The sequence below is a fragment of the Nonomuraea sp. B1E8 genome (assembly GCF_039871515.1).
In the GTDB taxonomy this organism is placed as follows: Bacteria; Actinomycetota; Actinomycetes; order Streptosporangiales; family Streptosporangiaceae; genus Nonomuraea.
The window spans coordinates 342,313-367,151 of sequence record NZ_JBDPLS010000006.1 but is presented as its reverse complement, the minus strand read 5'-3'; the positions used below and the strand labels follow the sequence as shown (position 1 = coordinate 367,151).

General features: G+C 67.8%; 24 protein-coding genes. 9 read left to right on the top strand and 15 right to left on the bottom strand.

Features of this window, described 5'->3' with window-relative positions; all coding sequences use genetic code 11:
• From ABGA98_RS22350 to ABGA98_RS22325, 6 genes are all read right to left on the bottom strand, one after another.
• Positions 1 to 1,236, bottom strand: a complete 1,236-nt coding sequence (locus ABGA98_RS22350) for a P-loop NTPase fold protein (RefSeq protein ID WP_347620464.1) — start codon at positions 1,234 to 1,236, stop codon at positions 1 to 3.
• A 92-nt stretch (positions 1,237 to 1,328) separates the two neighbouring features.
• Positions 1,329 to 2,333, bottom strand: coding sequence for an adenosine deaminase (locus ABGA98_RS22345; protein ID WP_347620302.1), 1,005 nt, complete (start codon positions 2,331 to 2,333; stop codon positions 1,329 to 1,331).
• Between the two features lie 29 nt (positions 2,334 to 2,362).
• On the bottom strand, positions 2,363 to 3,238 hold the full coding sequence (locus ABGA98_RS22340; RefSeq protein WP_347620301.1) for a 1,4-dihydroxy-2-naphthoate polyprenyltransferase: 876 nt from the start codon (positions 3,236 to 3,238) through the stop codon (positions 2,363 to 2,365).
• A 12-nt stretch (positions 3,239 to 3,250) separates the two neighbouring features.
• Entirely contained in the window at positions 3,251 to 3,859 is a 609-nt protein-coding gene (locus ABGA98_RS22335; protein ID WP_165977211.1) for a GNAT family N-acetyltransferase, read from the bottom strand.
• Positions 3,860 to 3,903: 44 nt separating this feature from the next.
• Positions 3,904 to 4,419: a CGNR zinc finger domain-containing protein gene (locus tag ABGA98_RS22330; RefSeq protein WP_347620300.1), complete on the bottom strand. Its 516-nt coding sequence runs from the start codon at positions 4,417 to 4,419 to the stop codon at positions 3,904 to 3,906.
• A gap of 30 nt (positions 4,420 to 4,449) precedes the next feature.
• On the bottom strand, positions 4,450 to 5,859 hold the full coding sequence (locus ABGA98_RS22325) for a PLP-dependent aminotransferase family protein (RefSeq protein WP_347620299.1): 1,410 nt from the start codon (positions 5,857 to 5,859) through the stop codon (positions 4,450 to 4,452).
• On the opposite strand from ABGA98_RS22325, the gene ABGA98_RS22320 reads away from it, so the two are divergent.
• From ABGA98_RS22320 to ABGA98_RS22310, 3 genes are read left to right on the top strand one after another with little or no spacing between them, the layout of a single operon-like run.
• Positions 5,858 to 6,784: a DMT family transporter gene (locus tag ABGA98_RS22320; protein WP_347620298.1), complete on the top strand. Its 927-nt coding sequence runs from the start codon at positions 5,858 to 5,860 to the stop codon at positions 6,782 to 6,784. The two genes, ABGA98_RS22325 and ABGA98_RS22320, sit on opposite strands and share 2 nt — an antisense overlap.
• Positions 6,785 to 6,828: 44 nt before the next feature.
• Positions 6,829 to 7,851 (top strand): hypothetical protein, encoded by a 1,023-nt coding sequence (locus ABGA98_RS22315; RefSeq protein ID WP_347620297.1) that lies wholly within the window; start codon positions 6,829 to 6,831, stop codon positions 7,849 to 7,851.
• Positions 7,852 to 7,861: 10 nt separating this feature from the next.
• A complete protein-coding gene (locus ABGA98_RS22310; RefSeq protein ID WP_347620296.1) occupies positions 7,862 to 8,263 on the top strand; it encodes an ASCH domain-containing protein in 402 nt (133 codons plus the stop codon).
• Between the two features lie 46 nt (positions 8,264 to 8,309).
• Here ABGA98_RS22310 and ABGA98_RS22305 read toward each other — a convergent pair whose 3' ends face one another.
• Positions 8,310 to 8,825 carry a GntR family transcriptional regulator gene (locus ABGA98_RS22305; RefSeq protein ID WP_347620295.1) on the bottom strand — a complete coding sequence of 172 codons (516 nt, stop codon included), beginning with the start codon at positions 8,823 to 8,825 and terminating at the stop codon, positions 8,310 to 8,312.
• 210 nt (positions 8,826 to 9,035) lie between these two features.
• Between ABGA98_RS22305 and ABGA98_RS22300 the strand changes: the two genes are divergently transcribed.
• Positions 9,036 to 9,389 (top strand): hypothetical protein, encoded by a 354-nt coding sequence (locus tag ABGA98_RS22300; RefSeq protein ID WP_347620294.1) that lies wholly within the window; start codon positions 9,036 to 9,038, stop codon positions 9,387 to 9,389.
• 601 nt (positions 9,390 to 9,990) lie between these two features.
• Here the strand turns inward: ABGA98_RS22300 and radC are convergent.
• Positions 9,991 to 10,647 (bottom strand): DNA repair protein RadC, encoded by a 657-nt coding sequence (gene radC / locus ABGA98_RS22295; RefSeq protein WP_347620293.1) that lies wholly within the window; start codon positions 10,645 to 10,647, stop codon positions 9,991 to 9,993.
• A 548-nt stretch (positions 10,648 to 11,195) separates the two neighbouring features.
• The gene (locus ABGA98_RS22290; RefSeq protein WP_347620292.1) at positions 11,196 to 11,912 is read right to left on the bottom strand and encodes a GntR family transcriptional regulator; all 717 of its coding nucleotides are present in this window, start codon (positions 11,910 to 11,912) and stop codon (positions 11,196 to 11,198) included.
• Between the two features lie 1,094 nt (positions 11,913 to 13,006).
• Here ABGA98_RS22290 and dapA point away from each other — a divergent pair.
• Together dapA and ABGA98_RS22280 are read left to right on the top strand one after the other, a co-directional pair.
• Complete coding sequence (dapA, locus tag ABGA98_RS22285; RefSeq protein WP_347620291.1) at positions 13,007 to 13,924, top strand: 4-hydroxy-tetrahydrodipicolinate synthase; 918 nt, start codon at positions 13,007 to 13,009, stop codon at positions 13,922 to 13,924.
• Positions 13,925 to 13,978: 54 nt separating this feature from the next.
• On the top strand, positions 13,979 to 15,664 hold the full coding sequence (locus ABGA98_RS22280; protein WP_347620290.1) for a ribonuclease J: 1,686 nt from the start codon (positions 13,979 to 13,981) through the stop codon (positions 15,662 to 15,664).
• 238 nt (positions 15,665 to 15,902) lie between these two features.
• Here the strand turns inward: ABGA98_RS22280 and ABGA98_RS22275 are convergent, their stop codons facing one another.
• Positions 15,903 to 16,679 (bottom strand): ABC transporter permease, encoded by a 777-nt coding sequence (locus ABGA98_RS22275; RefSeq protein WP_347620289.1) that lies wholly within the window; start codon positions 16,677 to 16,679, stop codon positions 15,903 to 15,905.
• Between the two features lie 92 nt (positions 16,680 to 16,771).
• Entirely contained in the window at positions 16,772 to 17,491 is a 720-nt protein-coding gene (locus tag ABGA98_RS22270) for an ATP-binding cassette domain-containing protein (protein WP_347620288.1), read from the bottom strand.
• 113 nt (positions 17,492 to 17,604) lie between these two features.
• Between ABGA98_RS22270 and ABGA98_RS22265 the strand changes: the two genes are divergently transcribed.
• Positions 17,605 to 18,813: a sensor histidine kinase gene (locus ABGA98_RS22265; RefSeq protein ID WP_347620287.1), complete on the top strand. Its 1,209-nt coding sequence runs from the start codon at positions 17,605 to 17,607 to the stop codon at positions 18,811 to 18,813.
• A complete protein-coding gene (locus tag ABGA98_RS22260) occupies positions 18,810 to 19,451 on the top strand; it encodes a response regulator transcription factor (RefSeq protein WP_347620286.1) in 642 nt (213 codons plus the stop codon). Before ABGA98_RS22265 ends, ABGA98_RS22260 begins: the two co-directional genes overlap by 4 nt.
• A 103-nt stretch (positions 19,452 to 19,554) precedes the next feature.
• Here ABGA98_RS22260 and ABGA98_RS22255 read toward each other — a convergent pair whose 3' ends face one another.
• Entirely contained in the window at positions 19,555 to 20,430 is an 876-nt protein-coding gene (locus tag ABGA98_RS22255; protein ID WP_347620285.1) for an NAD(P)-binding domain-containing protein, read from the bottom strand.
• Between the two features lie 173 nt (positions 20,431 to 20,603).
• Between ABGA98_RS22255 and ABGA98_RS22250 the strand changes: the two genes are divergently transcribed.
• Positions 20,604 to 20,927 carry a winged helix-turn-helix transcriptional regulator gene (locus ABGA98_RS22250; protein ID WP_347620284.1) on the top strand — a complete coding sequence of 108 codons (324 nt, stop codon included), beginning with the start codon at positions 20,604 to 20,606 and terminating at the stop codon, positions 20,925 to 20,927.
• A 369-nt stretch (positions 20,928 to 21,296) separates the two neighbouring features.
• Here the strand turns inward: ABGA98_RS22250 and ABGA98_RS22245 are convergent, their stop codons facing one another.
• The 3 genes from ABGA98_RS22245 to ABGA98_RS22235 all read right to left on the bottom strand — a co-directional run bounded on the left by ABGA98_RS22245 (position 21,297) and on the right by ABGA98_RS22235 (position 24,738).
• Complete coding sequence (locus ABGA98_RS22245) at positions 21,297 to 21,791, bottom strand: DUF402 domain-containing protein (protein WP_347620283.1); 495 nt, start codon at positions 21,789 to 21,791, stop codon at positions 21,297 to 21,299.
• 524 nt (positions 21,792 to 22,315) lie between these two features.
• Positions 22,316 to 23,488, bottom strand: a complete 1,173-nt coding sequence (locus tag ABGA98_RS22240) for a hypothetical protein (RefSeq protein WP_347620282.1) — start codon at positions 23,486 to 23,488, stop codon at positions 22,316 to 22,318.
• Positions 23,482 to 24,738: a glucarate dehydratase family protein gene (locus tag ABGA98_RS22235; RefSeq protein ID WP_347620281.1), complete on the bottom strand. Its 1,257-nt coding sequence runs from the start codon at positions 24,736 to 24,738 to the stop codon at positions 23,482 to 23,484. The genes ABGA98_RS22240 and ABGA98_RS22235 overlap by 7 nt, the downstream gene beginning before the upstream one ends.
• Positions 24,739 to 24,839 lie beyond the last annotated feature (101 nt).

Here is a 24,839-nt window from a genome sequence, read left to right as displayed (position 1 = left end):
TCATCCGCCGATCATGGTCAGGTAGGCGGGCAGCTCGCCGGAGGACGCCTCGAACGCCGAGCCGGCGAACAACGGCGCCAGGAGGGCGTTCCCGTCGTGGTGGGCCCGGGTCAGACGCTGCAGCTCGTCGGCCTGGGCGCCGAAGCGCTCCTGGAAGCCCTGGAGCACGTCGGTGACCAGTTTGTCCTGGTAGGCGAGTTCGAGCGCGACCAGCAGGGCCGGCTGCCGCACCACGTCCGCGAACAGCTCCGGGCTCTGCACCCGCAGCACCACCAGCCGCACCACCAGGTCGGTGTGCAGGCCGGCGAGGCCGGGGGTGTTGTCGATGACGGCCTCGGTCACGCGCAGCAGGTTGAGCACCCGCTTGATCTTGCGCGGGTTCGGCGCGACGATCCGTTCCAGCGTCTCCACGTGCCTGGCGGCCATCTCGCCGGGGAGCGAATCGCGGATGAAGGCGCCCACCTCCGCCGGGCCGAGCGGGTAGAGGTGCAGCGGGAGCTGGATCATCTTGTCGAGGTAGTCGTCGGCGATGGTGGCGTGGTCGGAGAAGCCGAATGGCTGATATTTCACCGACACCCCGCGGTCGACCACGTCCTTGGCGAGCGCGATCACCACGAAGACGTTCCTGAGGTCCAGGAACAACTTGATCGATTCGAGCACGTCGATGATCTGGTCGGGCTCGCACCTGTCGAGGTCGTCCACGAAAAAGATGATCTTCTTGCCTGTTGCGGCCAGACGGTCGGCCTCCTGCTGCAGCAGCCCGCGCAGCCGGCCGGTCTGGCTGTCGACCTGGCCGCGGAGCTCGGCGTACTGCTGGGCGAGCCTGCCGATCTTCTCCACGCTCGCGGAACCCAGGTTGACCCTCTTCAGCACCTCGTCGGCGGCGAGGTTCAGCATGATCGTGCCGAGCCGCCGTACAGTGTCGGCGAAACGGCGGCCGGGGTCGGCGTTGAGCGTGTCGTGCAGGGCGTTCAGCAGCGGACGTAACATCTCGGGCTCCCGGCGGTGCACCCACGGGTTGAAATGCACCCGGACGAAAGCGTCGCCGTGCTGATCGAGCAGCCGCTCGTCGACCATGTGGAGCAGGGTGGATTTCCCGCTTCCCCACGCGCCGAAAACGCCGATGGTCAGAGGCGTCTGCGTGCGGGGATGGGTAATGACCGAAACGAGCGGATTAACGTAGCGCCGAAACTGGAGCAGATCTCCCCGCCAATCCACCGGTGCGTCCGAGAGCATCGCGAAATCGGGCATCATCCCTCCAGCAAGAGCATGCCTCTTTTATGCCGCCGAATGCCCGCGGTTATTCAACTGTGATAACGCTGGACACGTCACCCCCGCGCGAGGTAGGCGTCCACCTCGGCGAGATAGGCGTCCTTGACGTGCCGCGGCAGCCAGGCGATCTCGAACGCGTCGCGCTCAAGCCGGGCCAGCTCGTCCCTGGTGAGCTGGAGCGCGTCCTGCAGGGCGGCCAGATTCTCCCCCACGTAGGCCCCGAAATAGGCAGGGTCGTCGGAGTTGATCGTCACCCGCACCCCCAGGTCCATCAGCTTGCGGATGCCCTCGGCCTTCATCGAGTCGGTGACGTAGCCGTTCGAGATCGGGCAGCAGGTCAGCCCCATGCCGCGCTCCAGGACCACCTCCACCAGCCGCTGGTCCTCCAGGACGTTGACGCCGTGGTCGAGCCGGTTGACGCCGATGTCCTCGACCGCTTGGCGGATGTGCTCGACCGCGTCGTCCTGGTCGACGTCGCAGTGCATCGTCAGGAGATAGCCCTCCTGCCTGGCCCGCTCATAGACCGCCGCGAACTTGACCGGCGGGTTGCCCTTCTCGTCGGAGTCGAGCCCGACGCCGGCGATCCACTCTTTGTACGGCAACGACTCCAGCAGCGTGGCCATCGCGTATTCGGCCTGGAAGTCGCGCAGGAAGCACATGATGAGCTGCGCCCGCACCCCGAGCCGTGCCTCCGCGTCCATCAGCGCCCGCCGCAGCCCTCGGATCACCACGTCGAACGGCACCCCGCGCGAGGTGTGGGCCTGCGGGTCGAAGAAGATCTCGGCGTAGCGGACGTTCTGCTCGGCGGCCTTGCGGAGGTAGGCCATGGCCAGGTCGTAGAAGTCGGGCTCGGTGCGCAGCACCCGCATGCCCTCGTAGTAGATCCGCAGGAAGGACGGCAGATTGTCGAAGGTGTAGGCGGCCCGCATCTGCTCGACGCTCGCGTAGGGCAGCCGCAGGCCGTTGCGCCTGGCCAGCTCGAACTTGAGCTCGGGCTCGAGGGTGCCCTCGATGTGCAGATGGAGCTCGCATTTGGGCAGACCGGCGATGAAGTCCTTCACCCGTCCACCCTAGAAGATGCCCGGCCACCCTAGAAGACGGACGCCAGCCCCACCGCGAAGAGCAGACCGTACGCCATCTGCAGTTTCCCCGTCTGCTGCAGCACCGCGATCAGCGCAGGGCCGACCGCCTTGCCCAGCACCGCCCTGATCGGCGAGACCGCCAGCGGCGCGGCGAGCAGGGCGAGCGCGGCCCACGGCGTGATCGGGATCATGGCCAGCGCCACCAGGAACGGCACCACCTGGCAGGCGACGTAGAGTGCGCGGGTGCGCTCGGCGCCCAGCAGCACGGCGAGCGTGCGCTTGCCCGCCTGGCCGTCCGTGCCGACGTCGCGCAGGTTGTTGACCACGAGCATCGAGCACGACAGCAGCCCCACCGGAATCGACGCGACGAGCGCCGCCCAGCTGAGCGACCCGGTCTGCACGAAGGCCGTGCCGACCACGGGCACCACCCCGAAGAACACGAACACGGCGACCTCGCCCAGGCCGCGGTAGCCGTACGGGCGCTTGCCCCCGGTGTAGAACCAGCCCGCCGCGATGCACGCCGCGCCCACCAGCAGGATCCACCACGCCTGCGTGACGATGACCAGGACGAGCCCCAGCACCGCCGCCACGGCGAAGCTGCCCAGCGCGGCGGTCAGCACCTGCCGCGGCGCGGCCGCCCGCGAGCCCACCAGCCGCATCGGGCCGACCCGCTGGTCGTCGGTGCCGCGGACGCCGTCGCTGTAGTCGTTGGCGTAGTTGACGCCGATCTGCAGCGAGAGCGCCACGAGCAGTGCCAGGACCGCCCGCCACCACACGAAGCCGCCCTCGCCGATGGCCACGCCGGTGCCCACCATGACCGGCACGACGGCGTTGGGAAGCGTGCGCGGGCGCGCGCCCGCGATCCACTGACCGGAGGTTGCCATGTCGTCGACCCTCTAGCTGATGTCGGTGGTGAGCCGGACCATCCTGATCGGACGGCCCATGTCGAGAACGCGTTCGGCGGTGTCCTCGCCCCAGCCGGCCGACTCGAGGAAGCCGAGCACCGCGTAGTTGTCGGCGAAAGCCCAGGTGACGATCTGCCGGAAGCCGTCTTCGCGCAGGTGGTCGACGGTGGCGTTGAGCAGGCGGCTGCCGTGGCCCCGCCGGACGAAGTCGGGATCGACCAGCAGCGTCAGCATCTCGGCCACCACGCTGGGGTCGAGGTCGGGGTCCTCGGCGGGGGCATGGGAGGCCAGCCCCACCACGCGCTCGCCGCCGCGGGGAGTGGTCAGCGCGGCGCTGCCTCCCTTGCCGAGCGCGGGGAAGCCCTCGGTGTCGAGGATGGTCTCCACGGCCACCAGCACCCGATGCATGGGCGTGGGCGGGGCGACGATCGCCTCGTCCCACTGGCGCAACCACATCTTCTCCGCAGCCGCGCCGGTCATCTGCTCGAGTGGGCCCTCGGGGAGGAAATCCCGATAGCCGTAGCGCCAGGCGCGGATCTGCGTATTCGCAACCTGGAGCACATCCTCGCGCCGGGCCGCCCGGACGCCTACGTCTGCCATCTCGGCCCGCTCCTTCGACTGCCGTTCATGCCACAAGGCACGACTTACACCGTATCGGTGTTTGACCCTTGGAGATGACGCGAACCCTTCTTCCTCGCCCGGTAAGCCCGGGTCTTGGTGCGGTTACCGCATACCTTCATGGAACACCACGAGCGCGATCGGTTCTTCGACGCGTCGATGAACGCCCACTGGCAGGTGTCCTCCGCGCAGACCTTGAGCCGGTCCCAGGACACTGTCACGGCCGCCACGGCGATCGTCGCCAGCGCGCCCCGCACGCCGCCGCAGGCAGCGGCAGGCTCGGGACGCCCGCCCTGCCTCGCCCTGATCGTGAACGGCAACGCGGGCAGCTCGGCGGCCTCGCGTCTGAGCGCCGCCCTGAGGCCTTCGCGCAGGGCGGTCGCGGTGTGGAGGTCGTCGTCGGTGGCCCGGTCGCGCGGCCCGGCCAGGCCACGCTCGCGCAGCCACAGGGCCAGCTCGGCGGGGGAGGACAGCTCGTCCGCCTGCGCCTCGACGTCGTAGGTGTTCACGAAGTCGCGTACGAGCTCCGCAGGGCACGGCATGCCGGCCACTCTAACGGGCGTGGATCACGTTCATGCGCGCCCTCCGGAGACCGTGTCCAGCGCCTGGGCGAGCCGGCGTATCCCTTCGTGCAGCTCGGCCAGATGCGCGGCGGCCATGTGGGTCACCCGGATCCGCGGCCCCGGCGGCTCGGACGGGTAGTAGATCCGGCCGGGGCTCACCAGGACGCCGTTCCGCCTGGCGGCCTCCACCAGCGCGTTCTCGTCGACCTCGGCCGGCAGCCGCACCCACAGGTGCATCCCGCCGGCGGGCAGCAGGTGCGGCTCGGCCCGTGGCATCCGCGCGGCGAGCGCGGCGGCCAGCGCGTCGCGCCGGATCCCGATCTCCGCGTGTACGGCGGCCAGGTGCCGCCGCCACGCCGGTGACTCCACGAACTCCAGCGCCGTCTCCTGCAGCGGCCGTGCCACGAAGAACGATTCGACGAGCTGGCTGGCCCGCAGCCGGTGCGCGGCCGGCCCTCTGGCGATGACGGCCGCGACCCGCATGCTCGGCGACAGGATCTTCGTCAGCGAGCCCACGTGGACGACGGTGCCGTGCCGGTCCATGGACGCCAGCGACGGGGGCGCCTGGCCGGTCAGGTAGCGGGCGAAGTCGTCCTCGACGACGAACGCGCCCGCCGCCCTGGCCACGTCCAGCACCTGCGCCCGGCGCCCGGCCGGCAGGGTCGCGCCCGTCGGGTTGTGCAGGGTGGGCTGGCAGAGGAAGACGCGCGCGCCGGTGACGGCGAACGCCTCGGCCAGCAGGTCGGGCCGTACGCCGTCGCGGTCCATGGGCACCGCCGTGGGCCGCAGCCCCGCGGCCCTGGCCGCCACCAGCGCGCCCGGATAGGTGGGCGTCTCGACCAGCACCGGCGTGCCGGGTGCGGCGAGCGCGCGGAACGCGTGCGTGAGCGCCGCCTGCCCGCCGCTCACGATGAGCGCGTCGGCCTCGGTCACGTCGCCTCCGGCCTGCGCCGCGAACCACCTGCGCAGTTCGGGCAGGCCGGGCAGCGGCGGCATGGCCCAGGCGCCGGGCCGCCGCACGGCCCGCGCCGCCGCGGCCGCCAGGTGCCTGTCGGGCCGCAGCCCCGGACGCAGGTAGCCGCCGGTGAGCGGTACGACGCCCTCGGCGGCCACGCCCAGCAGCTCCGCGACGGGCCCTTCGTCGACCACCCGGTCGCCCAGGGCGACGGTCTGCCACGAGAGGTCCGCCGGGTCCTCGCCCCTGGGCGCCTGGTGCGCCACGAACGCCCCGCTGCCGGGTCTCGTCACCACCCGTCCCTCGGCGGCCAGCTGCCCGATGGCCCGCGACACCGTGACGGGGCTGACGTTGTGCCTGCGCATGATCTCCCGGCTGGACGGCAGCCGCGCGCCGGGGCCGAGCCTGGCGGCCTCGTCACGCAGTATCGCGGCGATCTTGGCGATACTGCTATCGTTGTCCATGAGAACCGAGAATAGCGCTACTGTCAGCGGTGGAGTAGCGGTCCCGGCCTCCGACCGAGGCCGGCGACGCCGCGGCACCGCCCTGGCGTTCCTCGGCGTCCTGGCGTTCTCCGGCTCCTTTCCCGCCACCGTCTTCGCGCTGCGGGGCTTCGACCCCTGGCTGATCGCCCTGGGTCGGGCCGCCGTGGCAGGCGTGGTGGCCCTGGTCTGCCTGAAGGCCGCAGGCCGCCCGCTGCTCCCGCCGCGCGACCAGTGGCGCGCCTACGCCCTGATCTCCCTGGGCGTGGTCTTCGGCTTCCCCGCCTTCAGCGGCCTGGCCCTGGACCTGGGCGCGAGCACGGCTCACGCCGCGGTGGTCACCGGCCTCCTCCCCGCCGCCACCGCCGCCTGCGCCGTCGTGTCGGCCGGCGAGCGCCCCCGCCCGCTCTTCTGGGCCTCCTGTACGGCCGGCGCCGCCGCCATCACCGCCTTCACCCTCACCCAGCACCAGGGCAGGCCGACCTGGCCCGACCTGCTCCTGGTCGGCGCGCTGCTGTCCGCCGCGGTCGGCTACACGGAGGGCGGCCGGCTGTCCAGGGAGACCCCTGGCTGGCAGGTCATCTCCCACGCGCTCGTCCTGTCCCTGCCCCTGACGGCCCCCATCACGGCGGCACTGGCCCTGACCACGCCCATGACCCCGGCCCCGCAGTCGGTGGCCGGTTTCGCCTACGTGGCGCTGGTCTCGATGTTCCTGGGTTTCTTCCCCTGGTACGCGGGCCTGGCCAGGGGCGGCATCGCCAGGGCGGGCCAGACCCAGCTCACCCAGCCCCTCCTGACCCTGATCTGGGCGTGGTTCCTGATGGGCGAACGGTTCGGCCCGGTCACCGTGGTCGCGGCGCTGGCCGTCCTGGTCTGCGTGGCCGTCACCCAGCGCGCCCGTACTTGAAAGACGTGACGCCGACACGCAGGATGGGGGAGGAGGTGTCACACATGGCGGACCTCACGATCCCAGAGGGCGGTTTCTGGCCCGCACCGCAGATCCCGCAGCCCAACATCTATCCCATGGAATGGCGCGTCGAGACCGAGAAACTCGCCGCCATCTACGAGAAGTCCAAGCGCATGGTCTGGAACCCCGCCGACCTGCCCTGGGACGGTCTCCGGCCGGACGACTTCACCCGGGAGCAGCGCCTGGGCATCATGTACTGGTTCGCGGTCCTGGCGAACTTCGACGCCTCGGGGCCCGCGGTGTTCGCCCGCGCCACGATCCAGGCGTTCGAGAAACACGAGGAGGACCCGGTCAGGAAGTGTTTCTTCTCGATCACCCGTGACGAGATGAACCACGAGGAGTGCTGCCAGCGCGCCATCGCCAGACTCTGGCCGGGCGGACCGCTCGACTGGACGCCCTCCGACGACCTCGAATCAGCCGCCCACAACAACATCGGCTGGCTCTACCACAACGGCGGCCGCTACTGGAACGGCTACAACTCGGCCGTGGGCAAATATTCGCTCCCGGTGTTGTTCACCAGCTTCATGATGGGCGAGATGGCCGCCTCCACGCTCTTCAGGGGCATGGCCTCGGGGACGCAGCATCCGGTCTTCGGCGAGATGTTCCAGCGCATCGGCAGGGACGAATCCCGACATCTCCAGATTTGCATGACCATCTTGGAGAACGAGTGGCCCGGGCTCACCGAGGAGACCAAGTCGCTGATCACGCGCCAGCTCAGGGCGGGGTTCGTCTTCCTCAGCATGATCCTCTGGGAGCCTCCTGAGGGCTTCTGGGAGCTTCCTCCGTACTTCCTGGCCAACCACCGCGTCCTCATGGACCACGCCAGGGAGGCCGGGCTCGGCGTCCTGTCGTACGAGGAGCAGGCGGAGAACTGGCGCGTGGCCATGGCCAGGGTCCGGGCGATCGTGGAGCGCTGGGGGATCGCCTTTCCCGCCATTCCCGAGCTCGACCTCGAAGGGGTGCCGGTGGACTTCATCGATCCCGAGGAGATCATCCCGGTCTTCTAACATGGCGGCCATGTGGCCGCGTATGGACGGACTCCGGGTGCTGGAACTGGGGACCCCTGGCAGGGTGCGCACTCTGCTCACCGACCTCGTCCTGTCGGGAGAGAAGACCGCCACGGCGGGCGTGCTCGCCCTCGACTACGAAGCCGAGGGCGAGGAAGTCGAACGGGTCGGAGAGCGCCTGGTCCTGGTCGACGACACCGGCGGCAGGGCCGGGGAGGTCGAGATCACGCGGGTGGAGCTGACGCCGTTCGCCTCGGTCACCTGGGAGTTCGCGGTGGCCGAGGGTGAGGGGTTCCAGTCGATCGACGACTGGCGCGAGACGCACCGCCGCTACTGGGCGGGCGTGGGTCATGAGGTGGACGACGCCACGACGATCGTCTGCGTGTGGTTCCGTCTCGGCCGGCGTTCGTAGTCGCCGCGAGACGTGGTCTGGCGGGCCGCTCACGGACGGGGGCGGACTAAGAATCCCGATTTATGGGCCACTTCTCTGGGCTGTTCACATATGTGCCCCGATAAGGGACGGTGAAGACCCATCCCTGCTCTCTGAGATAGGCGACCGCCTGGCGTACGGTGACTTTGGCTACGCCGTACTGTCGCATCATCACTTTTTCGCCGGGGATGGCTCTGTTCGGCTGGATATCGCCATTCTGGATCTTTTGTGCGACTTCTCCGGCGATTTTCTGATAGAGCGGCATCGTCTTGGGCGATCGTGGCGCACCCGGCTGGCCGACGAACGTGCCCTCGCCTTGCACGGTGTACGCCAGCCCTTGCTCGCGCAATTCGCGGGCCACCCGCCGGGCGGTCGTCCGTGCGATGTCATATTCCTTTTCGAGCGCGGCCTCGCTCGGCACTGGATCGCCTGCTTGGAGCTCGCCGCGTTCGATCTGATCGCGGACCAGGTCGGCGACCTGCCTGTAGATGGGCACGGGCCCTTCGCGATCTAGCACGTCCGGATTATAGACGAAACCGTACATGGGTGCTCCAATCGGACGGCTTGCAGGTCTATGGATACGTGTACTAGACCTATAAATACCTCCGCCGTTATAGTGAGCGGCATGCGATGGGAAGAAGGAGACCTGTACGGCCGGCACGTTAGGCCGGGCGCCGACGTACGCGGAGCCATCAAATGGGACCCAGAGGTCTCGCGATCGCGGGTACGGGTCAGGGATTGCACGTGTGAATGCATGCCGGTGGTTTACGAATTGTGCATGGCGGGCGGCCTGTCCTTCATCCGGAAAATCACGAGAGTGGGAGTGAACGTCAAGGTCGAGGAGTTCACCACCAGACCGAACTCCCGGGTGCATGACCTGTGGAACTCCCTGTTCGATCTGCCGAAAAAGCTGGTTCGCGTCGACAACCCAGGACCGCAACCCGGTGCGGAGCAGCGCCCGACCGGTGACGACGATGGCCTCGCAGAAATGACCGGCCTACTGGGGCTGCAGCGTAGTGTCCGGAAAATCCTGCGGCCCTTGAGCCGGGCGGTCGCGTGTTCGACGGGCCCGCGGAGCTTGGCATGCGACCGATCGGCCTGCTTCTAGGACCCCAAGCTCGTCCTTGCCCTTGTAGGGCGAGACGACGTTCCTTGATAGGCCTGGTCCGCCAGGGTGTTGAACCCCTCCTGCAGCAGTTGCAGGATGCCCGGATGCGGCCAGCGCTCAGAACGAGTCCCCCGCGCAGCGCTCCTGGGGTTACAGGATCGTCCTCTCCGGCTGATGATCTGCACGTTCAACCCGTGCACGCGATGCTTGCCGGAGCCGGCCCCGCGACCATGCCACAGAGCAGCACCCATCCCCCGCTCCTTGGTCGCCTACGCCTCCACCAGCGTGAATGCTTGAGGCGCCCACATCGCACGGGCTTGCGCGGAAGGTGTTCCGCGCCGGTCCCTGGCGACGCGCCTGCCCAATCGCACGACGTGGACGATCGGACTTCGCCCGGGACCGGCGCGAAACCACGGACGTGGCGACGTGCCCTCCGGAGGCACAGAGCCACGCCATGGCGGGTGGTGGCCGACTGACGTCCATATCGGCCTCCCGCGGCATTAGGTTCTCATGGTCGTCCTTTGGAAAACTGCAGTTCGTCGCTATGCAGGAGATCATGGCCTTTGATGTTGGCTGGGCCAGACTCTGCGGCGGATTGGACTTATGTCGGGATACGTCGCCAGGCCTCATCGACGATGATCACGTGGTCGAGGAGTCGCACTCCGACGGTCTCGGCGGCCGCGAGGAGCTGGGTGGTGGCTTCCAGATCGGCCACACTCGGCTCCAGGGACCCGCCCGGATGGTTGTGCGCCAGGCCGAACATCGCGCCGCCCGCGGTGAGCACTTCGGTGATCACCTCCCGGATCGGCACCGCCGTATGGTCGGCCCCGCCCTCGGAGAGCACAACGCGCCTGAGCACCCGGCCACGGATGTCGCATACGACCAGGACCAGCCGCTCCTGGGCACGATCTCGCAGCAGAGGGGCGCACGCGTGTGCCAGGTCGGACGTGCTGTTGATCCGCTCCCGTTCCGGCCAGGCGTCCGCCCGCCGTACGAGATGGAAGGCCGCGCTCACCCGCGCGGCCTTGGCCGGGCCGATGCCGGGCACGGTGAGCAGCCGGTGCGGCTCGGATCGGCTGAGCGCCTCCAGATCCCCGCAGTGCTGGATCACCTCGCTGGCCAGATCGAGAGCGCTCGACCCGCGAAACCCCGAGCCGAGCAGCACGGCCAGCAGCTCCCGGTCGGCCAGCGCAGCGGCACCGCTGGCCATGAGCCGTTCGCGGGGCCGGTCGCTTTTCGGCAGATCCTTGACTCGCATCGGCAACCTCCGCGACCGTTCTATCAACGCGTACCGACAATCTCTGACCTGCGCGTTTGTCGCGAATCCCAGCCGTCGCCCCATAAGTGAAATATCGAGACAGCACGGTGCGCAGCCGGGGCGTGGTGACAGGATTGCCACCGGCTTCGTCCGGACCGCCGACGTCGGCGGCCTCCTCAGCGGTCCTTGAGCAGCCGCAGAACGCCCTGCCGTCTGGCAACGTTGTGCCTCTGGTGGTGGGGGGAAGGCGTCGCGCTTGTGGGCTGACGGCGTGCACACCGTCGAACCAGCCGGAGGCTCGGCGGGACGAGGTCGTTAGGGCGGCCCAGATCGGTGCCGAGGACGCCTGCTCTCAACTCATGGCGCTTGTCCGCTGTCCGCGCACCTGCCCGCCCCGGGATCCACAGTGCGCGTCCCGGCGCCGCCTGTCGACACGCATCGTCCGCTGAGAGCGTCCAGGAGATGCGCGGAGTCCCGTCCTGCGAAGCGTGATCGTGGCGGAAGGGTGGGCTCCGGGCGAGGAGGCGCTCGCCCGGAGCCAGGGCCTGCTAAACGGGCATGCTGTACGTGATCCGGAAGCGGTCTCCCGGGATGACGATGTCGCTGGTCTCAACGGGACGATCGCCGGCCCAGTGAGTGCGCTCGATGTGCAGTACATGAACGCCCGCCGCCAGGTCGAGCGCATCGCTCTCCGCGGGGCGGGGAACGCGGGTGTGCACGCTCTCGACGACCTCGGTGATCTTGATGCCGTGGGCGTACATCCTCGCCACCAGGCCGCGCCGTTCCTCCTCCGAATGGGCGGCGAACTCCATCGGCTCGTAGGAGGTGGCGAGCTGCAGCGGCTTGCCGTCGCCGCGATAGACGTAACGCGTCTTGCTCAGCGTGGTCGACTCGCTGAGGCGCAGCCGCCTGGCGATGTCAGGGCCCGCTTCGGCTGGTTCGCTGTGCCAGTCCCACGTCACGCGCCTGCCCTGAGACTGCAGGTCTGCCGCGAACGGGGCGGGGTGGTCCAGGAACCGCCATCGATGCAACGCGGTGAGGTCGGGGCGTTCCCTGACGTAATGGCCCGATCCCACGCGGCCGATGATGAGCCCTTCGCCCGCGAGTACGCGGAGGGCGTGACGGGCGGCGGTCTCGCCGACCTGATATTTACGGGTCAGCTGCGCCCGCGACGGAATGGGCGCACCGGGGGGAAGGGTGCCGTCGGTGATCTGTCGCCGGATGTCTTCGACGACACGCAGGTAGACCGGATCTGAGGTGGCCACTAGTCCATCCCTGGGGGTTCGTGTGAGGCGTTGCCCTATGTTGCCGTATTCGGCAGGTAACCGACCGTCATCGACGACTGCTGGAGCCCCAACTTTGCGATGGCGGAAAATTATCGGAGAAACCCTGTAACGCGGATGTAAGGGACGCCGATTCTCCGATAGAGGTCGTCGATGTGTGTACCCCCGAGCACATATCGGCGACCTCTTCCATGCCCATACCTGTCGCTCCAGCGGCGCTGTGGATCGAGCGGGCCGGTTGCGTCCGGCCCGTGGCGTTCCGGTGGGGCGGCGCTGCGGCCAGGGACGTCGCTTCGACCGCCCGGGCCCGTCACGCATGCCCTACATCAGCGCAGTTCGGACAGTACGGCACACCGCTTGTACGGCCACATGCCCCAGCAGGATCAGAGAACGACACAGGGCTGCAATCGGCCGCACGCGCGTATCGAGCAACACGCTGGCCGGCCAGAAGCCGCCACCGAGCGAGGCCGTGCACGGGGACAGGGATGCGTGTGGGCGTGCGGGCACGGGGACGATGGTGGCGCCTGCGGGCACGGGGACGATGGCGCCTGCGGGGACGGGGACGATGGCGGCGTCTGTGGGATGGGGATGGCGAAGGGATGGGGATGGCGGCGCCTGCGGGGACGGGGATGACGGCGGTAGCGAGAAGAGGATCTGAGTCGCGGTGACTTTTCGGTTCCTGGCTGGGAGCGCCATCCGGCGGGGAGACTCCGGAGCGGACCAGGGCCAGGGATCGCGTGGTTCGGGGTGGAGGAGGTGAGCGATGGGCCGAACACCCGGACGGGCCTCCGGATCGCGGGCCCCTTGAGGAACGTCGTCGGCCGGCGCGGCTTACCCGGGAGCCGGGCTGAGCGGCAGCGAAAGTGTTCCGGGGCGAGGGCCGCGGAGCTGCGACGTGGTCCTCGCGCGTAATGGCGGGTCACAACGGCCGGTGTGGCTGGAGGACTCAGCCGAAGGACCTATCGTTGGGTGAGCGGCACACGACTGCTGTCGAAAGGGGGCAAAAGGCGGCTCCAGGCAGGCAAAGCGGGGTGGCGACGTCCAATGGATTTCTGAATCCAGGTAGCGTTCGCACTATGGCATCGCCAACTGGAACCACCGATGCGCCCTTCGGCCGTATGCTGACCGCGATGGTCACGCCGTTCACTTCTGACGGTGAGGTCGATTATGTGGCTGTGCGACGTCTTGCTACCTATCTGGTAGACGAGCAGCGAAATGACGGCTTGATCGTCAACGGGACGACTGGTGAGTCGCCCACCACTTCCGACGAGGAGAAGCAGCGCATCGTCAGTGCCGTCCTCGACGCGGTCGGTGACCGCGCGGTCGTGGTGGCAGGAGCGGGCTCCAACGACACCCGCCATAGTGTCGAGCTCGCGAAGCAGGCGGCACGTGCCGGCGCACACGGCCTCCTGGTGGTAACGCCTTACTACAACAAGCCTCCGCAAGAGGGTTTGTATCGGCACTTCACCGCTGTCGCCGACGCGACCGACCTTCCCGTGATGCTCTATGACATCCCGGGACGTAGCGGAGTGCCGATCAAAACTGAGACCCTGATCAGGCTGGCGCAACACGACCGGATTGTGGCAGTCAAGGACGCCAAGGGCGATCTGTTCGCGGCCAGTCAGGTGATGATCACGACCGATCTTGTCTTCTATTCGGGAGACGATCTGCTCAACCTGGCCTGGCTCTCGCTCGGGGCGACCGGGTTCGTCAGCGTCGTCGGACATGTGGTCGGCGCCGAGTTGGCGCGGATGATCCACCTGCACAAGAGCGGCGAGGTCGCTCAGGCGCTTGCCCTGCACAGTCAGGTGGCTCCCGTAGTGGACGGGATCATGTTGCGTGCGGGCGGCGCGATCATGGCAAAGGCGGCACTGAGCATGGTGGGCGTGCCGGTAGGGCCGGTACGGCTGCCGCTCGTGGACGCGACAGAGAAGCAAATCGCCGAGCTGCGTGCTTGCCTGGTAGCCGGCGGGGTGAAGTTGACAGACGCATAGGAACGGGGAGGAACCGGGAGTTTTGAGAACACGATCTGACCGTGGGGGCCGGGCATGAGCCATCCGCATCCTGAGCTTGGCCCCCCACCGGCGCTGCCTCACGGCGGCTTGCGCATCGTCGCGCTCGGCGGGCTGGGCGAGATCGGCAGAAACATGGCCGTCTTCGAATACGACGGCCGTCTGCTGATCGTCGACTGCGGGGTGTTGTTCCCCGAGCCTGACCAGCCGGGTGTCGACCTCATCCTGCCCGACTTCGAATACATCAGGGACCGGCTCGACGATGTCGAAGCCGTCGTACTGACGCACGCTCACGAAGACCACATCGGAGCTGTGCCCTATCTGCTGCGCGAGCGGCGCGATATTCCGCTCATCGGATCCAAGCTCACGCTTGCCCTGATCGAGGCCAAGCTCACCGAGCACCGGATCCAGCCGACCAAACGCGAGGTCGTCGAAGGCGAACGGCACGTCTTCGGCCCCTTCGACTGTGAGTTTCTCGCGGTCAACCACTCGATCCCCGACGCGCTGGCCGTGGCTATCAGGACGCCCGCCGGCATCGTGCTGCACACCGGCGACTTCCGGATGGACCAGCTGCCGAGCGACGGCCGCCTCACCGATCTCGGAGGCTTCGCCAGGCTTGGCACCGAGGGCGTCGACCTGCTGATGTCCGACTCGACCAACGCCGAGGTGCCCGGGTTCGTCACCAGCGAGCGGGAGATCGCGCCGGTCATCGACGAGGTGATCCGCACCTCCGAGCAGCGGGTCATCGTGGCGAGCTTCGCCTCGCACGTTCACCGCATCCAGCAGGTCATGGACGCCGCCGCCCGGCACGGCCGCAAGGTCGCCCTGGTCGGACGCTCGATGGTGCGCAACATGGGAGTGGCCCGAGACCTGGGCTATCTCAAGGTGCCGCCGGAGCTGATCGTCGACTCGCGCGACATCGAGGAGTGGCCGCCACAGGATGTGGTGCTGGTCTGCACCGGCTCCCAGGGCGAGCCGATGGCGGCGTTGTCGAGGATGGCCAACCGTGACCATCCGATCCGCATCGCCGAGGGCGACACCGTGCTCCTGGCCTCCTCGCTGGTGCCGGGTAACGAGACCGCGGTCAACAAGGTGATCAACGGTCTCACCCGGTGGGGCGCACGGGTCGTGCACAAGGGCAACGCCAAGGTGCACGTCTCCGGTCACGCGGCCGCCGGCGAGCTCCTCTACGTGCTCAACCTGACACGCCCGTCGAACTTCATGCCCGTGCACGGCGAATGGCGGCACCTGCGCGCCCACGCCAAGCTGGCCGCCCTCACGGGCGTGCCGGACGATCACATCGTGATCGCCGAAGACGGCGTCGTGGTCGACCTGATCGACGGCCGCGCCAAGATCGCCGGTGCGGTGCACGCCGGGTATGTCTACGTTGACGGTTCGTCGGTCGGTGAGATCACCGACACCTCGCTGAAGGACCGCAGGATCCTCGGAGACGAGGGATTCATCTCCGTGGTCGTCGTTGTCGACTCCAACACCGGCAAGCTCACCGCGGGCCCCGAGATTCACGCCCGAGGCTCGGGCATCGACCCTCTGCAGTTCGACGAGTTCATTCCGCAGATCGAACGGGCCCTCGAGGAGAAGGCAGCGGAGGGGGTGGTCGACATGCAGGAGATTCGCCGGGTGGTCCGCCGCACGGTGGGCCGCTGGGTGAGCGACACCTACCGCCGCCGTCCGATGATCATCCCCGTGGTGCTCGAGGTCTGAGCCCGCTGACGGCATGGTAGCCGGAACGCCTGATAGTGCGGCAGGCGTTCCGGTCTTGCGCACCGCCGGACGGCCACATGCCCGCTGCCGTCTCTTGATCCGCATGTCAGGGGCTTTCGCGGAGGTCGCGGACACCACGGCAGAGGCCTCCATGCGGATCAGCATCGCCAAGGCGGAGGCCTCCGTGTGGGTCGGCGTCGACATGCCAGAGTGCTTCCTGAGTATTGCCGCCCACATCTCAGGCGTTCCTCCTGCGCATCAGCCAGGCTGCGGCTAGCAGGGGGAGAGCCGCATAGGCGACCAGCACGGCGGCGGCCACCGCGGGAGGCAGAAGCGAGCCGTAGACCGAGGTTGTGATCGTGTCGCCGGTGATCTCGCGGGGAAGCGCTCCGATCATCACGGACCCGAGGCGCTCGCTCCAAGGCTCGGGGATGTTGCCGATGATCATGGGGATGACGTAGACGAGACCGACGATGATGGCGATCGCACCGGCGCTTGAGCGCAGGAGCGCGCCGAGGCCGAGGCCGAGTAGTGCGAACACCGGCACCGAGACGCTGATGGCGATCAGGAGCGGAAGCCGGTCCGCGAACGCGCCGGTGTATGCACCCGAGAACCGGTCACCGAGCACCGATCGGGTGACGGCATAGGTGCCGAAGACCGCTGTCGCACCGGTGATCAGGCCCAGCGCTCCCACGACCGTGGACTTGGCAGCGAGCATCGGCCACCGGCGCGGGACGATGGTCAGGCTTGTTCTGATCATGCCGGTCCCGTATTCGGAGGTGATGGCCAGCGTGCCCAGGATGCCCATGCAGAGCTGGGGCACGATCACGACCACCTCCTCGAGGTCCGCGATGCGAGCGCTCAGGCGTTGTTGGGGTGGGGCGTCGTCGTACATGCCGGCCGCCATCGTGGCCAGCGCGTAGCTCAGCAGAACGGCGCTGATGCCGAGGACGAGAATGAGATGGGTCGAGCGAACAGAGCGGAGCTTGATCCATTCCGACGCCAGAACCCCCACGAACGCGTGCGTTCCTGGGCGGGAGCGCTGGTGGCGGACACGTGGGGTGCTCGGCGCTCGACGGGCCTCGGCTGGTGGCCTGCGCTGGCTGATCATCGGGCGGCTCCGAATTGCACGCTGGAGGTGGTCAGCGCCATGTAGGCGTCTTCGAGCGATGGGTAGGCCGCCGTCAGCTCCGCGACCGTCGCCTCGGCGACCAGCTTGCCGCGGCCGATGATGACGATGCGTTCGGCGGTGAGGGCCATCTCGCTCATGAGATGGCTGGACAGGAGGACCGTCCTGCCTTCAGCGGCCAGCGAGCGCATGAGGCCGCGGATCCACCGCACACCATCGGGATCGAGGCCGTTGACAGGCTCGTCGAACATCAACACGTCGGGGTCGCCGAGCAGGGCGGCCGCGATGCCGAGCCGCTGTTTCATGCCGAGCGAGAAGCCGCCTACCCTTTTGCGGCTGACATCCGCCAGGCCAACCTGCTCCAGCACCTCCGTCACTCGGGCTGGGCCGATGTCGTTGGTGCGAGCGAGGCAGAGCAGGTGGTTGTAGGCGCTGCGTCCGCCGTGGACGGCACTCGCATCCAAGAGCGCGCCCACTTCGTGCATCGGCCTGCTGAACGATGTGTAAGGTCGGCCGTTGATGAGCGCGTGCCCGGAAGTGGACGCATCGAGGCCGAGGATCAGGCGCAGGGTGGTGGACTTGCCGGCGCCGTTGGGGCCCAGAAATCCGGTCACGTGGCCGGGGGCGATCTTGAAGGACAGGTCGTCTACCGCGAGTGTGTCGCCGTAGCGTTTCGTGAGGCGGTGGAGTTCGATCACGCCGTAAAGAATGCGGTGCGGAGGGTCGGCGGCGCGTCGGACCACGGTTCGAATCTGAAGGTCAAACCCTGGGCTGACGTGCGCCCCCCGCTTCAGCCGCTACGGTTCAACGCGTGGACGACAGGCATCCCTTCTTCGCCCGGCGCTTGAGCCGCATCCAGCTGATCATGCTCGATCTGGCGGTGGGGCTGTGCTTCGGGTCCGTGGCCTTCACGATGGCGGTCAACGCCACGGCGTTGCCACCATGGCTGAGGTTCGCTCTGCCCTTCGGGCTCGGCCTGCTGCTGTCGGTGCGCAGACTGTGGCCGCTGCCTGTGTTCTGCCTGACGTTGGCGCTGGCCGTCTTCGCCGTCATGACCGATGCCATCGGGTTCGCCTACCTCGCACCCGCGTACGCCCTCTATATTGTCGCGCTGTCCGACAGGGTCGGCCCCTTGATCCCTTCGTCCGCCATCGGAGGCTTAAGCCTGGTCACGTTGTTCGGATTGACCCTGGCGGGTGCGCCAAAGGAGAGTGCTCCCGACTGGCTGGTCCACTTCGACAAGCCGCTCATGGGGATCGCGGCCCTGGGCGGCTCATGGACGATCGGCCGTGCCGTGCACGAGCGCAGGCATTATGCGGCGCGCGAGGCCGAGCGGCTGGCCTCGCAGGCGGTGACCGATGAACGGCTGCGCATCGCTCGCGAGCTGCATGACGTGGTCACGCACAGCGTGGGGCTGATCGCCGTCAAGGCGGGCGTGGCCAATCATGTGATGTCGACCAGGCCGGAGGAGGCGCACGACGCTCTGCGGGTGATCGAGACAGCCAGCCGCAGCGCACTGGTCGAGATGCGGCACCTGCTCGGCATGCTGAGGTCCACCAACGTGCCTGACCTCGTGCCTGCCCCGGGCATCGATGGGCTCGAGGATCTCGCGGAGCAGGCGCGGTTGGCCGGGGTTGACGTGGACTTGCAGGTTCGCATCGGTGGTGACGGCTGTGCTGGGCCGGTGTCTGGTGCTGATGCTCACGACCCACGGGACCGGCTGCCTGAGGGGGCGGGGTTGTCGGTCTACCGAATCGTGCAGGAGGCGCTGACCAACGTTGCCAAGCACGCGGCTCCCGCCCGGTGCCGGGTCTCCGTCGTGGCCGACGGCAAGGACGTAAGGATTGAAGTGATGGATGACGGACCTGGGAGACGCACGTCGCTTTCCGCCGGCACCGGGCACGGCCTGATCGGGATGCGGGAGCGGGTCATGATGTATGGCGGCACGTTCGAGGCGGGGAGCAGGCCTGGAAGCGGGTTTCGGGTGTTCGCCCAGCTGCCCTATCAGGAGGCGCCGTGATCCGGGTGGTCGTGGCCGACGATCAGGCGTTGCTCAGGGGAAGTTTCAGGGTGCTGGTCGACTCTGAGCCGGACCTGGGTGTGGTCGGGGAGGCTGCGACGGGAGCCGAAGCGGTCACCGTGGCCATGGAGCAGCGGCCCGATGTGGTGTTGATGGACGTCCGGATGCCGGAGATGGACGGCATCGAGGCCACCCGCAGGATCAAGGACGTTTCCCGGGTGCTTGTCGTGACGATGTTCGATCTTGACGCATACGTTTACGACGCGCTTCGGGCTGGAGCGAGTGGGTTCCTCCTCAAGGACACGCCCCCCGCGGACCTGCTCGCCGCCATCAGAGTGGTCGCCAGCGGGGAGGCATTGCTGGCGCCGACGGTGACGCGAAGGTTGATCGAAGAGTTCACCCGCACGCCGGTGACGCCACGGGTGAGAGGGCTGGACGGGGTTACCGAGCGGGAGAGGGATGTGCTCACGCTGATTGCCCGTGGGCTGTCCAACGGCGAAATCGCGGAGCATCTTCAGGTGAGTCTGGCCACGGTGAAGACCCACATCACGCGGCTGCTGGCCAAGTTGGAGGCGCGTGACCGGGCGCAGCTCGTCATCGCCGCATATGAGAGCGGGCTGGTTTCCGCGGCGGGCTGATTCACGTCATCATCAAAGATGCCATAACGGATGCCACCTGCTCTGCCGTCGATGACACGTGAACAGTCGAGTGTCGAGACCCCACGCCCGTCCGCGCGAGCTTTCAGCCCGGTTGCTTGATGCTTTCGATGATGCGGGCGAAGCCTTCCTCCCCATGGCCGGCGTCGATCTGCCGTTGGATGAGCCGCTGGACCATGGCGACGACATCGGTGCTGATGCCCTGGTCGGAACTGGCGGCCAGGAGGTCACTGAGGTCGGAGAACTGGAGGCTCTGTTGCCCTTCGACGGTGTAGTCTCCGCCGTCGATGACGGCGGCGAACCCTTGGAGGGCGCCGGTCATGGCGGTCAGCCAAGGTGTGGCCAGAGCAGCGAACTCGGCCGCCGTCACGCCGGCCGGCGCGACCATGGCGGCGCCGTGCATGAATCCGGCGAACATGACATACATCCCCGCGAGTAGGGCGAGGTCGTACAGGGACGCCAGCCCAGCATCCGCGCCGAGGTAGGTGCTGGTTCCCCACAGGTCGAGCAGCGGCCTGTACTGATGGAAGGCATCGGCCGATCCGCTGTAGAGGATGGATGACCCAGGCTGGCCGATCATGTGCGGTACGGCCATGATGCCGCCGTCCAGATACGTGGCTCCGGCATGGGCTGCCCAGGCGGCCAGTTCCCGAGACTGAGCCGGTGACGTCGTGGTCACGTTGATCAACGTACGTCCGGCCAAGTCCTGGGAGAGGGGATCGAGCACCTCATGGACCGACGCGTGGTCGAGCAGGCATATGATCACCAACCGGCTGGCCCGGACAGCGTCGCGGACCGTGGAGGCGGCCTCCGCGCCCTGCGCGACGAGGTCGTCCGCCTTCTCCGGTGAGCGGTTCCAGACGGTTGTGGCGTATCCGGCCTTCACCAGGGCGCCCGCGAGAGCGCTGCCCATCGCTCCCAGACCGAGAACACTTACCTGGACGCTGCTGTTCGTTGTCATTACTGGTGCTCCCCCTCGTGTTCATCGTTCGGCTGAATCCTCGCGGCTGCCGGTAGGTTTGACCAGTACGAACTATTCAGTCAGGTACTCACTCGCGGGTAAGTACGTATTGGAGGGGGCGAGTGGCAACATCAGCACGACGTGGTCCCTACTTCTGCGGCATCGACGCGGCTATGGACGTCGTCGCCGGCAAGTGGAAGTCGTTGATCCTCTGGGAGTTGCACCACTACGGGACCCGCAGGTTCGCCGAACTTCGGCGTGGTCTGCCGGGCGTCAGCGAGAAAATGTTGATTCAACATCTGCGGGAGATGGAAGAAGACGGGCTCGTGCATCGTGAGGTTTACCGAGAAGTGCCACCGAAGGTCGAGTACTCCCTGACGGAGCACGGCGTTTCGCTCAATGCGGCTCTGGCCTCATTGGGAGAATGGGGCACCGAACGCATGCGGCGGATCGGTGCTGAAAAGGTCGTTGTCGCTGATGCCGGGACAAAGCGGTGATAGAAAGTGCATGGCCCGGCTCGTAGGCCGGGCAGTCGCAGCAGCGCCACGACCTGCCCCATCCTGCCCGGGCATGACGATGTGCCGGCGGCTCATGGCAGTCGCGCCTGCTTGCCCTTGCCGCCGCCGGACCTCAAAGTCTGCGGTACGCTTGGACCACGAGACGAATCTCTCACCGAGGCTGACTTTTCACCATGGCTTGCTGTCGTTCGGTGAAAGCTGATCTCAGGTCGGTCGGGAAGTGGTCGAGAGGCGGCGAGCCCCATATACTGGGCGTGCCCGTTCGCGAAGTGAGCAGCGGAGAACTACAGGGATTCACGGTCAAGCGACGATATTCGCCGACGTCGGTCTTTTCTCATTTCGCTGAAATCAGCTTATTGTCAGCCATTGCATGTGTGCGCCGCCGAACGGGCCCTTTCTCCCGCGTACCGCATCGAGGAGCCAGCGCGCTGTTGCCTCCGCTTGCGAGATCAACTCGGGTGGATAGTTCAGTAGCACCTGGTGCTCGGCGAACTCGTCCTCGTCATCGAGGATGAGCCGGCCGTCACGCAGACGGATCACGTCCAGGTCAAGGTCCAGCATGGTCACCTCACCGTCCCTCCACTCCGGGATGGTGGTGACGTCAACATAGATTTCGCTCTTGTGGGGAGGGGTGTTGAACGAGGCCGTCCACCAGGCGTTTCGGGGAAACAGCATGATCGCGGTGGACTCCCACGTGACGGGTGGCCCCTCGCCCTTGCGGGCGACCGTGCCACCGGGCACCTCCACCCAGACTCCGTGCTCGTCCTCCCCGAGCACGCGGCCCGGGTGGTTCCAGTGCAATGCTCCGCCGTACTTCCGAAACACGACTCGAACATCAGTCATAGAGGAAAACCTATCTGCCGCCGGGGCGGCTGTCGGCTTGGACACTCCCTGGTCTGGCTCGTACGCTGTGGCGGCCCGGCAGGGGGTTGTGGCGCAGGCGCCAACCCTCCGCCGGAACGCTGTGGCGTCCGGGGTGCAGGCGGCGTGGTCGGGGAGGGCGAGCAGGCCGGGCAGCGCGCGAAAGGCCGTGATGTCCAGTGAGCTGCGAAGGCCGTGCGCAGAGGGTTGCGGGGTTCGGGAGCCGTGTGTCCCACTTGAGCCTGACACGGAGGGGCGTCGCAGAAGGCCGTGTGCAGAGGGTTGCGGGAGCCGTGTGCGCGCGTTGCGGAAGGCCGTGTCCGGCGGTCAGGGACACCTGGTGATGTCCCTGACGGGTGGTGGATCAACGATCACGGAGTGCGTCACCTACCTGCCGGACATAGCTGGGCAGGGGAGAAAGCTGCATGGCGTCACCTACCCGCGGGGCATGGCCGGGCAGGTGGAAGCCATCTCGCTCTGCGGGACGCCACCCGTGAGCGAGCGGACTAGCGATGGAGACGCAAGGCTTCTCTCATGGCTTTCAGGCGTTGCGGAGAGGCCAGGCCGGCGTGGTAGAGGTGAAACTCCGACGCTCCTGCCTTGGCGTACGTCCCGAGCTGGTCGGCCAGTGTTTCCGCGTCGGCAGGGCGGGGTGGGAGGGCGAGGACGTAGGCGCCCACTCGCTGGCCTGGGCCGGACAGCTCCGTGAGGCGGGTGAGCCGGGCGGCGTCCGTGGCAGGGTCGCCCCAGCAGTTGGCCACCAGCACGTCGGCTCCCGGCTCGCCTGAGGGAAGGGGGGCGAAGGCGCCGGCGGCCCAGGGGTCCGGGTTGACGTGCAGGGTGATGGGGACGGTGGGGGAGGCGCTCCGCGCGACGGTGATGAGGCGTTCGCGCAGGGAGGTGGACAGCCCGGCCCGGACGGCCCGCACCTCGTCGGCAAGCCGGCCGAGAGCCTCGTCGATAGTCCTGTGCGAGGTCTCGGCAGGAAGGGCGTGGTCGATGGTCGTGGGCGAGGTCTCCGTGGGAAGGGTGCGGTCGATGGCGGCGCGGACCTGGTCCCGGGTGTTCGGGGGATAGCGGTCGGCGCAGGCGGTGCAGAAGCAGAGTGACAGCAGATCGATGTCCGCGGAGGTCCAGTCGGCGCCGGACGTCTTCTCGTGGACGCTCTGGTGGCCGAAGCCCATCGGGCCGCAGGCTTCCAGGATCAGCCCGTCGGGTTCGCCCACGGTGAGGATCTCCTGGACCAGGCGCTCGCAGTATTCGATGACGTCCTCGTGCGCGGGGCACAGGGCGTACGGGTAGGGGTCGCCGAAGGCGTTACGGACGGTCAGGTCCGGATGGGCGGTTCCCAGGTGGGAGTTGTGAGTCAGCACGGTCCAGGCGTGCACCTGCAGGCCGGCTGCCTTCAGGGTGTCCCGGGCCCGTAGGTAGGCGTCCTCGGGAGTCCAGGTGGGAGAGGCGGGGACGAGACGGGACCACGATGACGGGCGGATCGGGAGATAGAAGGCGGGGTAGGGCACGTCAAGGACGCGGTGTGCGGGGTGGTACGGCGTGGCGGCCCTGGTGGAGTGATAGCTGGCCGCCAGCGCGACCGCCTCCACGCCCAGGCCGGCGAGGCGTTCGGGGGCGGAGGGGTCGCCGACGACGTCCCACGGGTAGACGTAGGCCACGTTCACCATCGGGGCCTCCTGGCGTTGAAGGCGGGCTCGAAGCGCCGCATGTATGTCGTGTCGTCGCGGGCGCGGATCCCGCATTTCTCGTACTGCTCGCTCATGAGGGCCAGGGCATCGCGGTCCAGTTCGACACCCAGGCCCGGGCCTGCGGGCACGGGGACGGCTCCGGCGGTGAAGCGCAGGGCGCCTGGTGCGACCACGTCCTGGCCGTTCTGCCAGGGGGTGTGGGTGTCGCAGGCGAAGGTGAGGTTCGGGGTGGCGGCGGCCAGATGGGTCATGGCGGCCAGGCTGATCCCGAGGTGGGAGTTGGAGTGCATGGACAGTTCCAGTCCGAACGTGTCGCAGAGGGAGGCGATGTGCGAGGAACGGACCAGGCCGCCCCAGTAGTGGTGGTCGAGCAGGAGCACGCCGATCGCGCGGGAGGCGATGGCGGGCGGGAGGTGTTCGGGGGTCACCACGCACATGTTCGTGGCGAGCGGCATGGGAACGGCGGCGGCCACCTCGGCCATGCCGGGAATGCCGGGAGTGGGGTCTTCGAGGTACTGGAGGGTGCCTTCGAGTTCCCGGCCCACGCGGATCGAGGTCTCCACCGTCCAGGCGGCGTTGGGGTCCAGACGCAACGGCACCCCGGGGAACGCCTCATGCAGGGCGCGGACGGCGGCGATCTCCTGGTCCGGAGGGTAGACACCCCCTTTGAGCTTGATGGACGCGAATCCATACTCCTTGATGAGCAGCCTGGCCTGCTCGACGACACCCGCTTCGTCCAGGGCCGCCCCGAAGCGGTCCGGCTCCTCGTCCGGGTGCCCCGCCCACTTGTAGAAGAGGTACGCGCTGTAGGGGACGGCGTCTCTGACCCTGCCGCCCAGCAGATCCGCGACCGGCACGCCGGCGGCCTTGCCGCGGATGTCCAGGCAGGCCACCTCGAAGGGGGAGAAGACCCGGTCGATGCTCTTCTCCTTCGTGGCGGCACCGGTCAGTCCGTGCATGTCGCTGACGACGTCGCCGGTGATCGCGCTGATCCGGGCGTACATCGTGTTGGTGTCGTGCACGTCGAGGCCGACCAGGGCCTGCGCGCACTCGCGCACCTTGCCGAGGTGGCCGGAGTCCCCATAGGTCTCTCCCAACCCGGTCAGACCTTCGTCGGTGACGACCTCGACAATGGTACGGAGGGCCCACGGCTCGTGGACTCCAGCGGCGTTCAGAAGGGGCGGATCCCGGAAAGCGACAGGCGTTATGCGGATCTGACTGATGATCATTGATACCGCCGTCCATGTATGTGAACAATAGCCAGATTTGTGGACAAGTCGCCGCAACTGTAAGAATCAGGCTGAAGAAGTGTCAAGACTCCGAAGGGCCA

Coding starts and splice junctions, on each gene's coding strand:
- ABGA98_RS22350 (WP_347620464.1), bottom strand. CDS start 1,236: ATGCTCTCGGACGCACCGGTGGATTGGCGGGGAGATCTGCTCCAGTTT.
- ABGA98_RS22340 (WP_347620301.1), bottom strand. CDS start 3,238: ATGGCAACCTCCGGTCAGTGGATCGCGGGCGCGCGCCCGCGCACGCTT.
- ABGA98_RS22335 (WP_165977211.1), bottom strand. CDS start 3,859: ATGGCAGACGTAGGCGTCCGGGCGGCCCGGCGCGAGGATGTGCTCCAG.
- ABGA98_RS22330 (WP_347620300.1), bottom strand. CDS start 4,419: ATGCCGTGCCCTGCGGAGCTCGTACGCGACTTCGTGAACACCTACGAC.
- ABGA98_RS22320 (WP_347620298.1), top strand. CDS start 5,858: ATGAGAACCGAGAATAGCGCTACTGTCAGCGGTGGAGTAGCGGTCCCG.
- ABGA98_RS22325 (WP_347620299.1), bottom strand. CDS start 5,859: ATGGACAACGATAGCAGTATCGCCAAGATCGCCGCGATACTGCGTGAC.
- ABGA98_RS22315 (WP_347620297.1), top strand. CDS start 6,829: ATGGCGGACCTCACGATCCCAGAGGGCGGTTTCTGGCCCGCACCGCAG.
- ABGA98_RS22310 (WP_347620296.1), top strand. CDS start 7,862: ATGTGGCCGCGTATGGACGGACTCCGGGTGCTGGAACTGGGGACCCCT.
- ABGA98_RS22305 (WP_347620295.1), bottom strand. CDS start 8,825: ATGTACGGTTTCGTCTATAATCCGGACGTGCTAGATCGCGAAGGGCCC.
- ABGA98_RS22300 (WP_347620294.1), top strand. CDS start 9,036: ATGCCGGTGGTTTACGAATTGTGCATGGCGGGCGGCCTGTCCTTCATC.
- radC (WP_347620293.1), bottom strand. CDS start 10,647: ATGCGAGTCAAGGATCTGCCGAAAAGCGACCGGCCCCGCGAACGGCTC.
- dapA (WP_347620291.1), top strand. CDS start 13,007: ATGGCATCGCCAACTGGAACCACCGATGCGCCCTTCGGCCGTATGCTG.
- ABGA98_RS22280 (WP_347620290.1), top strand. CDS start 13,979: ATGAGCCATCCGCATCCTGAGCTTGGCCCCCCACCGGCGCTGCCTCAC.
- ABGA98_RS22255 (WP_347620285.1), bottom strand. CDS start 20,430: ATGACAACGAACAGCAGCGTCCAGGTAAGTGTTCTCGGTCTGGGAGCG.
- ABGA98_RS22250 (WP_347620284.1), top strand. CDS start 20,604: ATGGACGTCGTCGCCGGCAAGTGGAAGTCGTTGATCCTCTGGGAGTTG.
- ABGA98_RS22245 (WP_347620283.1), bottom strand. CDS start 21,791: ATGACTGATGTTCGAGTCGTGTTTCGGAAGTACGGCGGAGCATTGCAC.
- ABGA98_RS22240 (WP_347620282.1), bottom strand. CDS start 23,488: ATGGTGAACGTGGCCTACGTCTACCCGTGGGACGTCGTCGGCGACCCC.
- ABGA98_RS22235 (WP_347620281.1), bottom strand. CDS start 24,738: ATGATCATCAGTCAGATCCGCATAACGCCTGTCGCTTTCCGGGATCCG.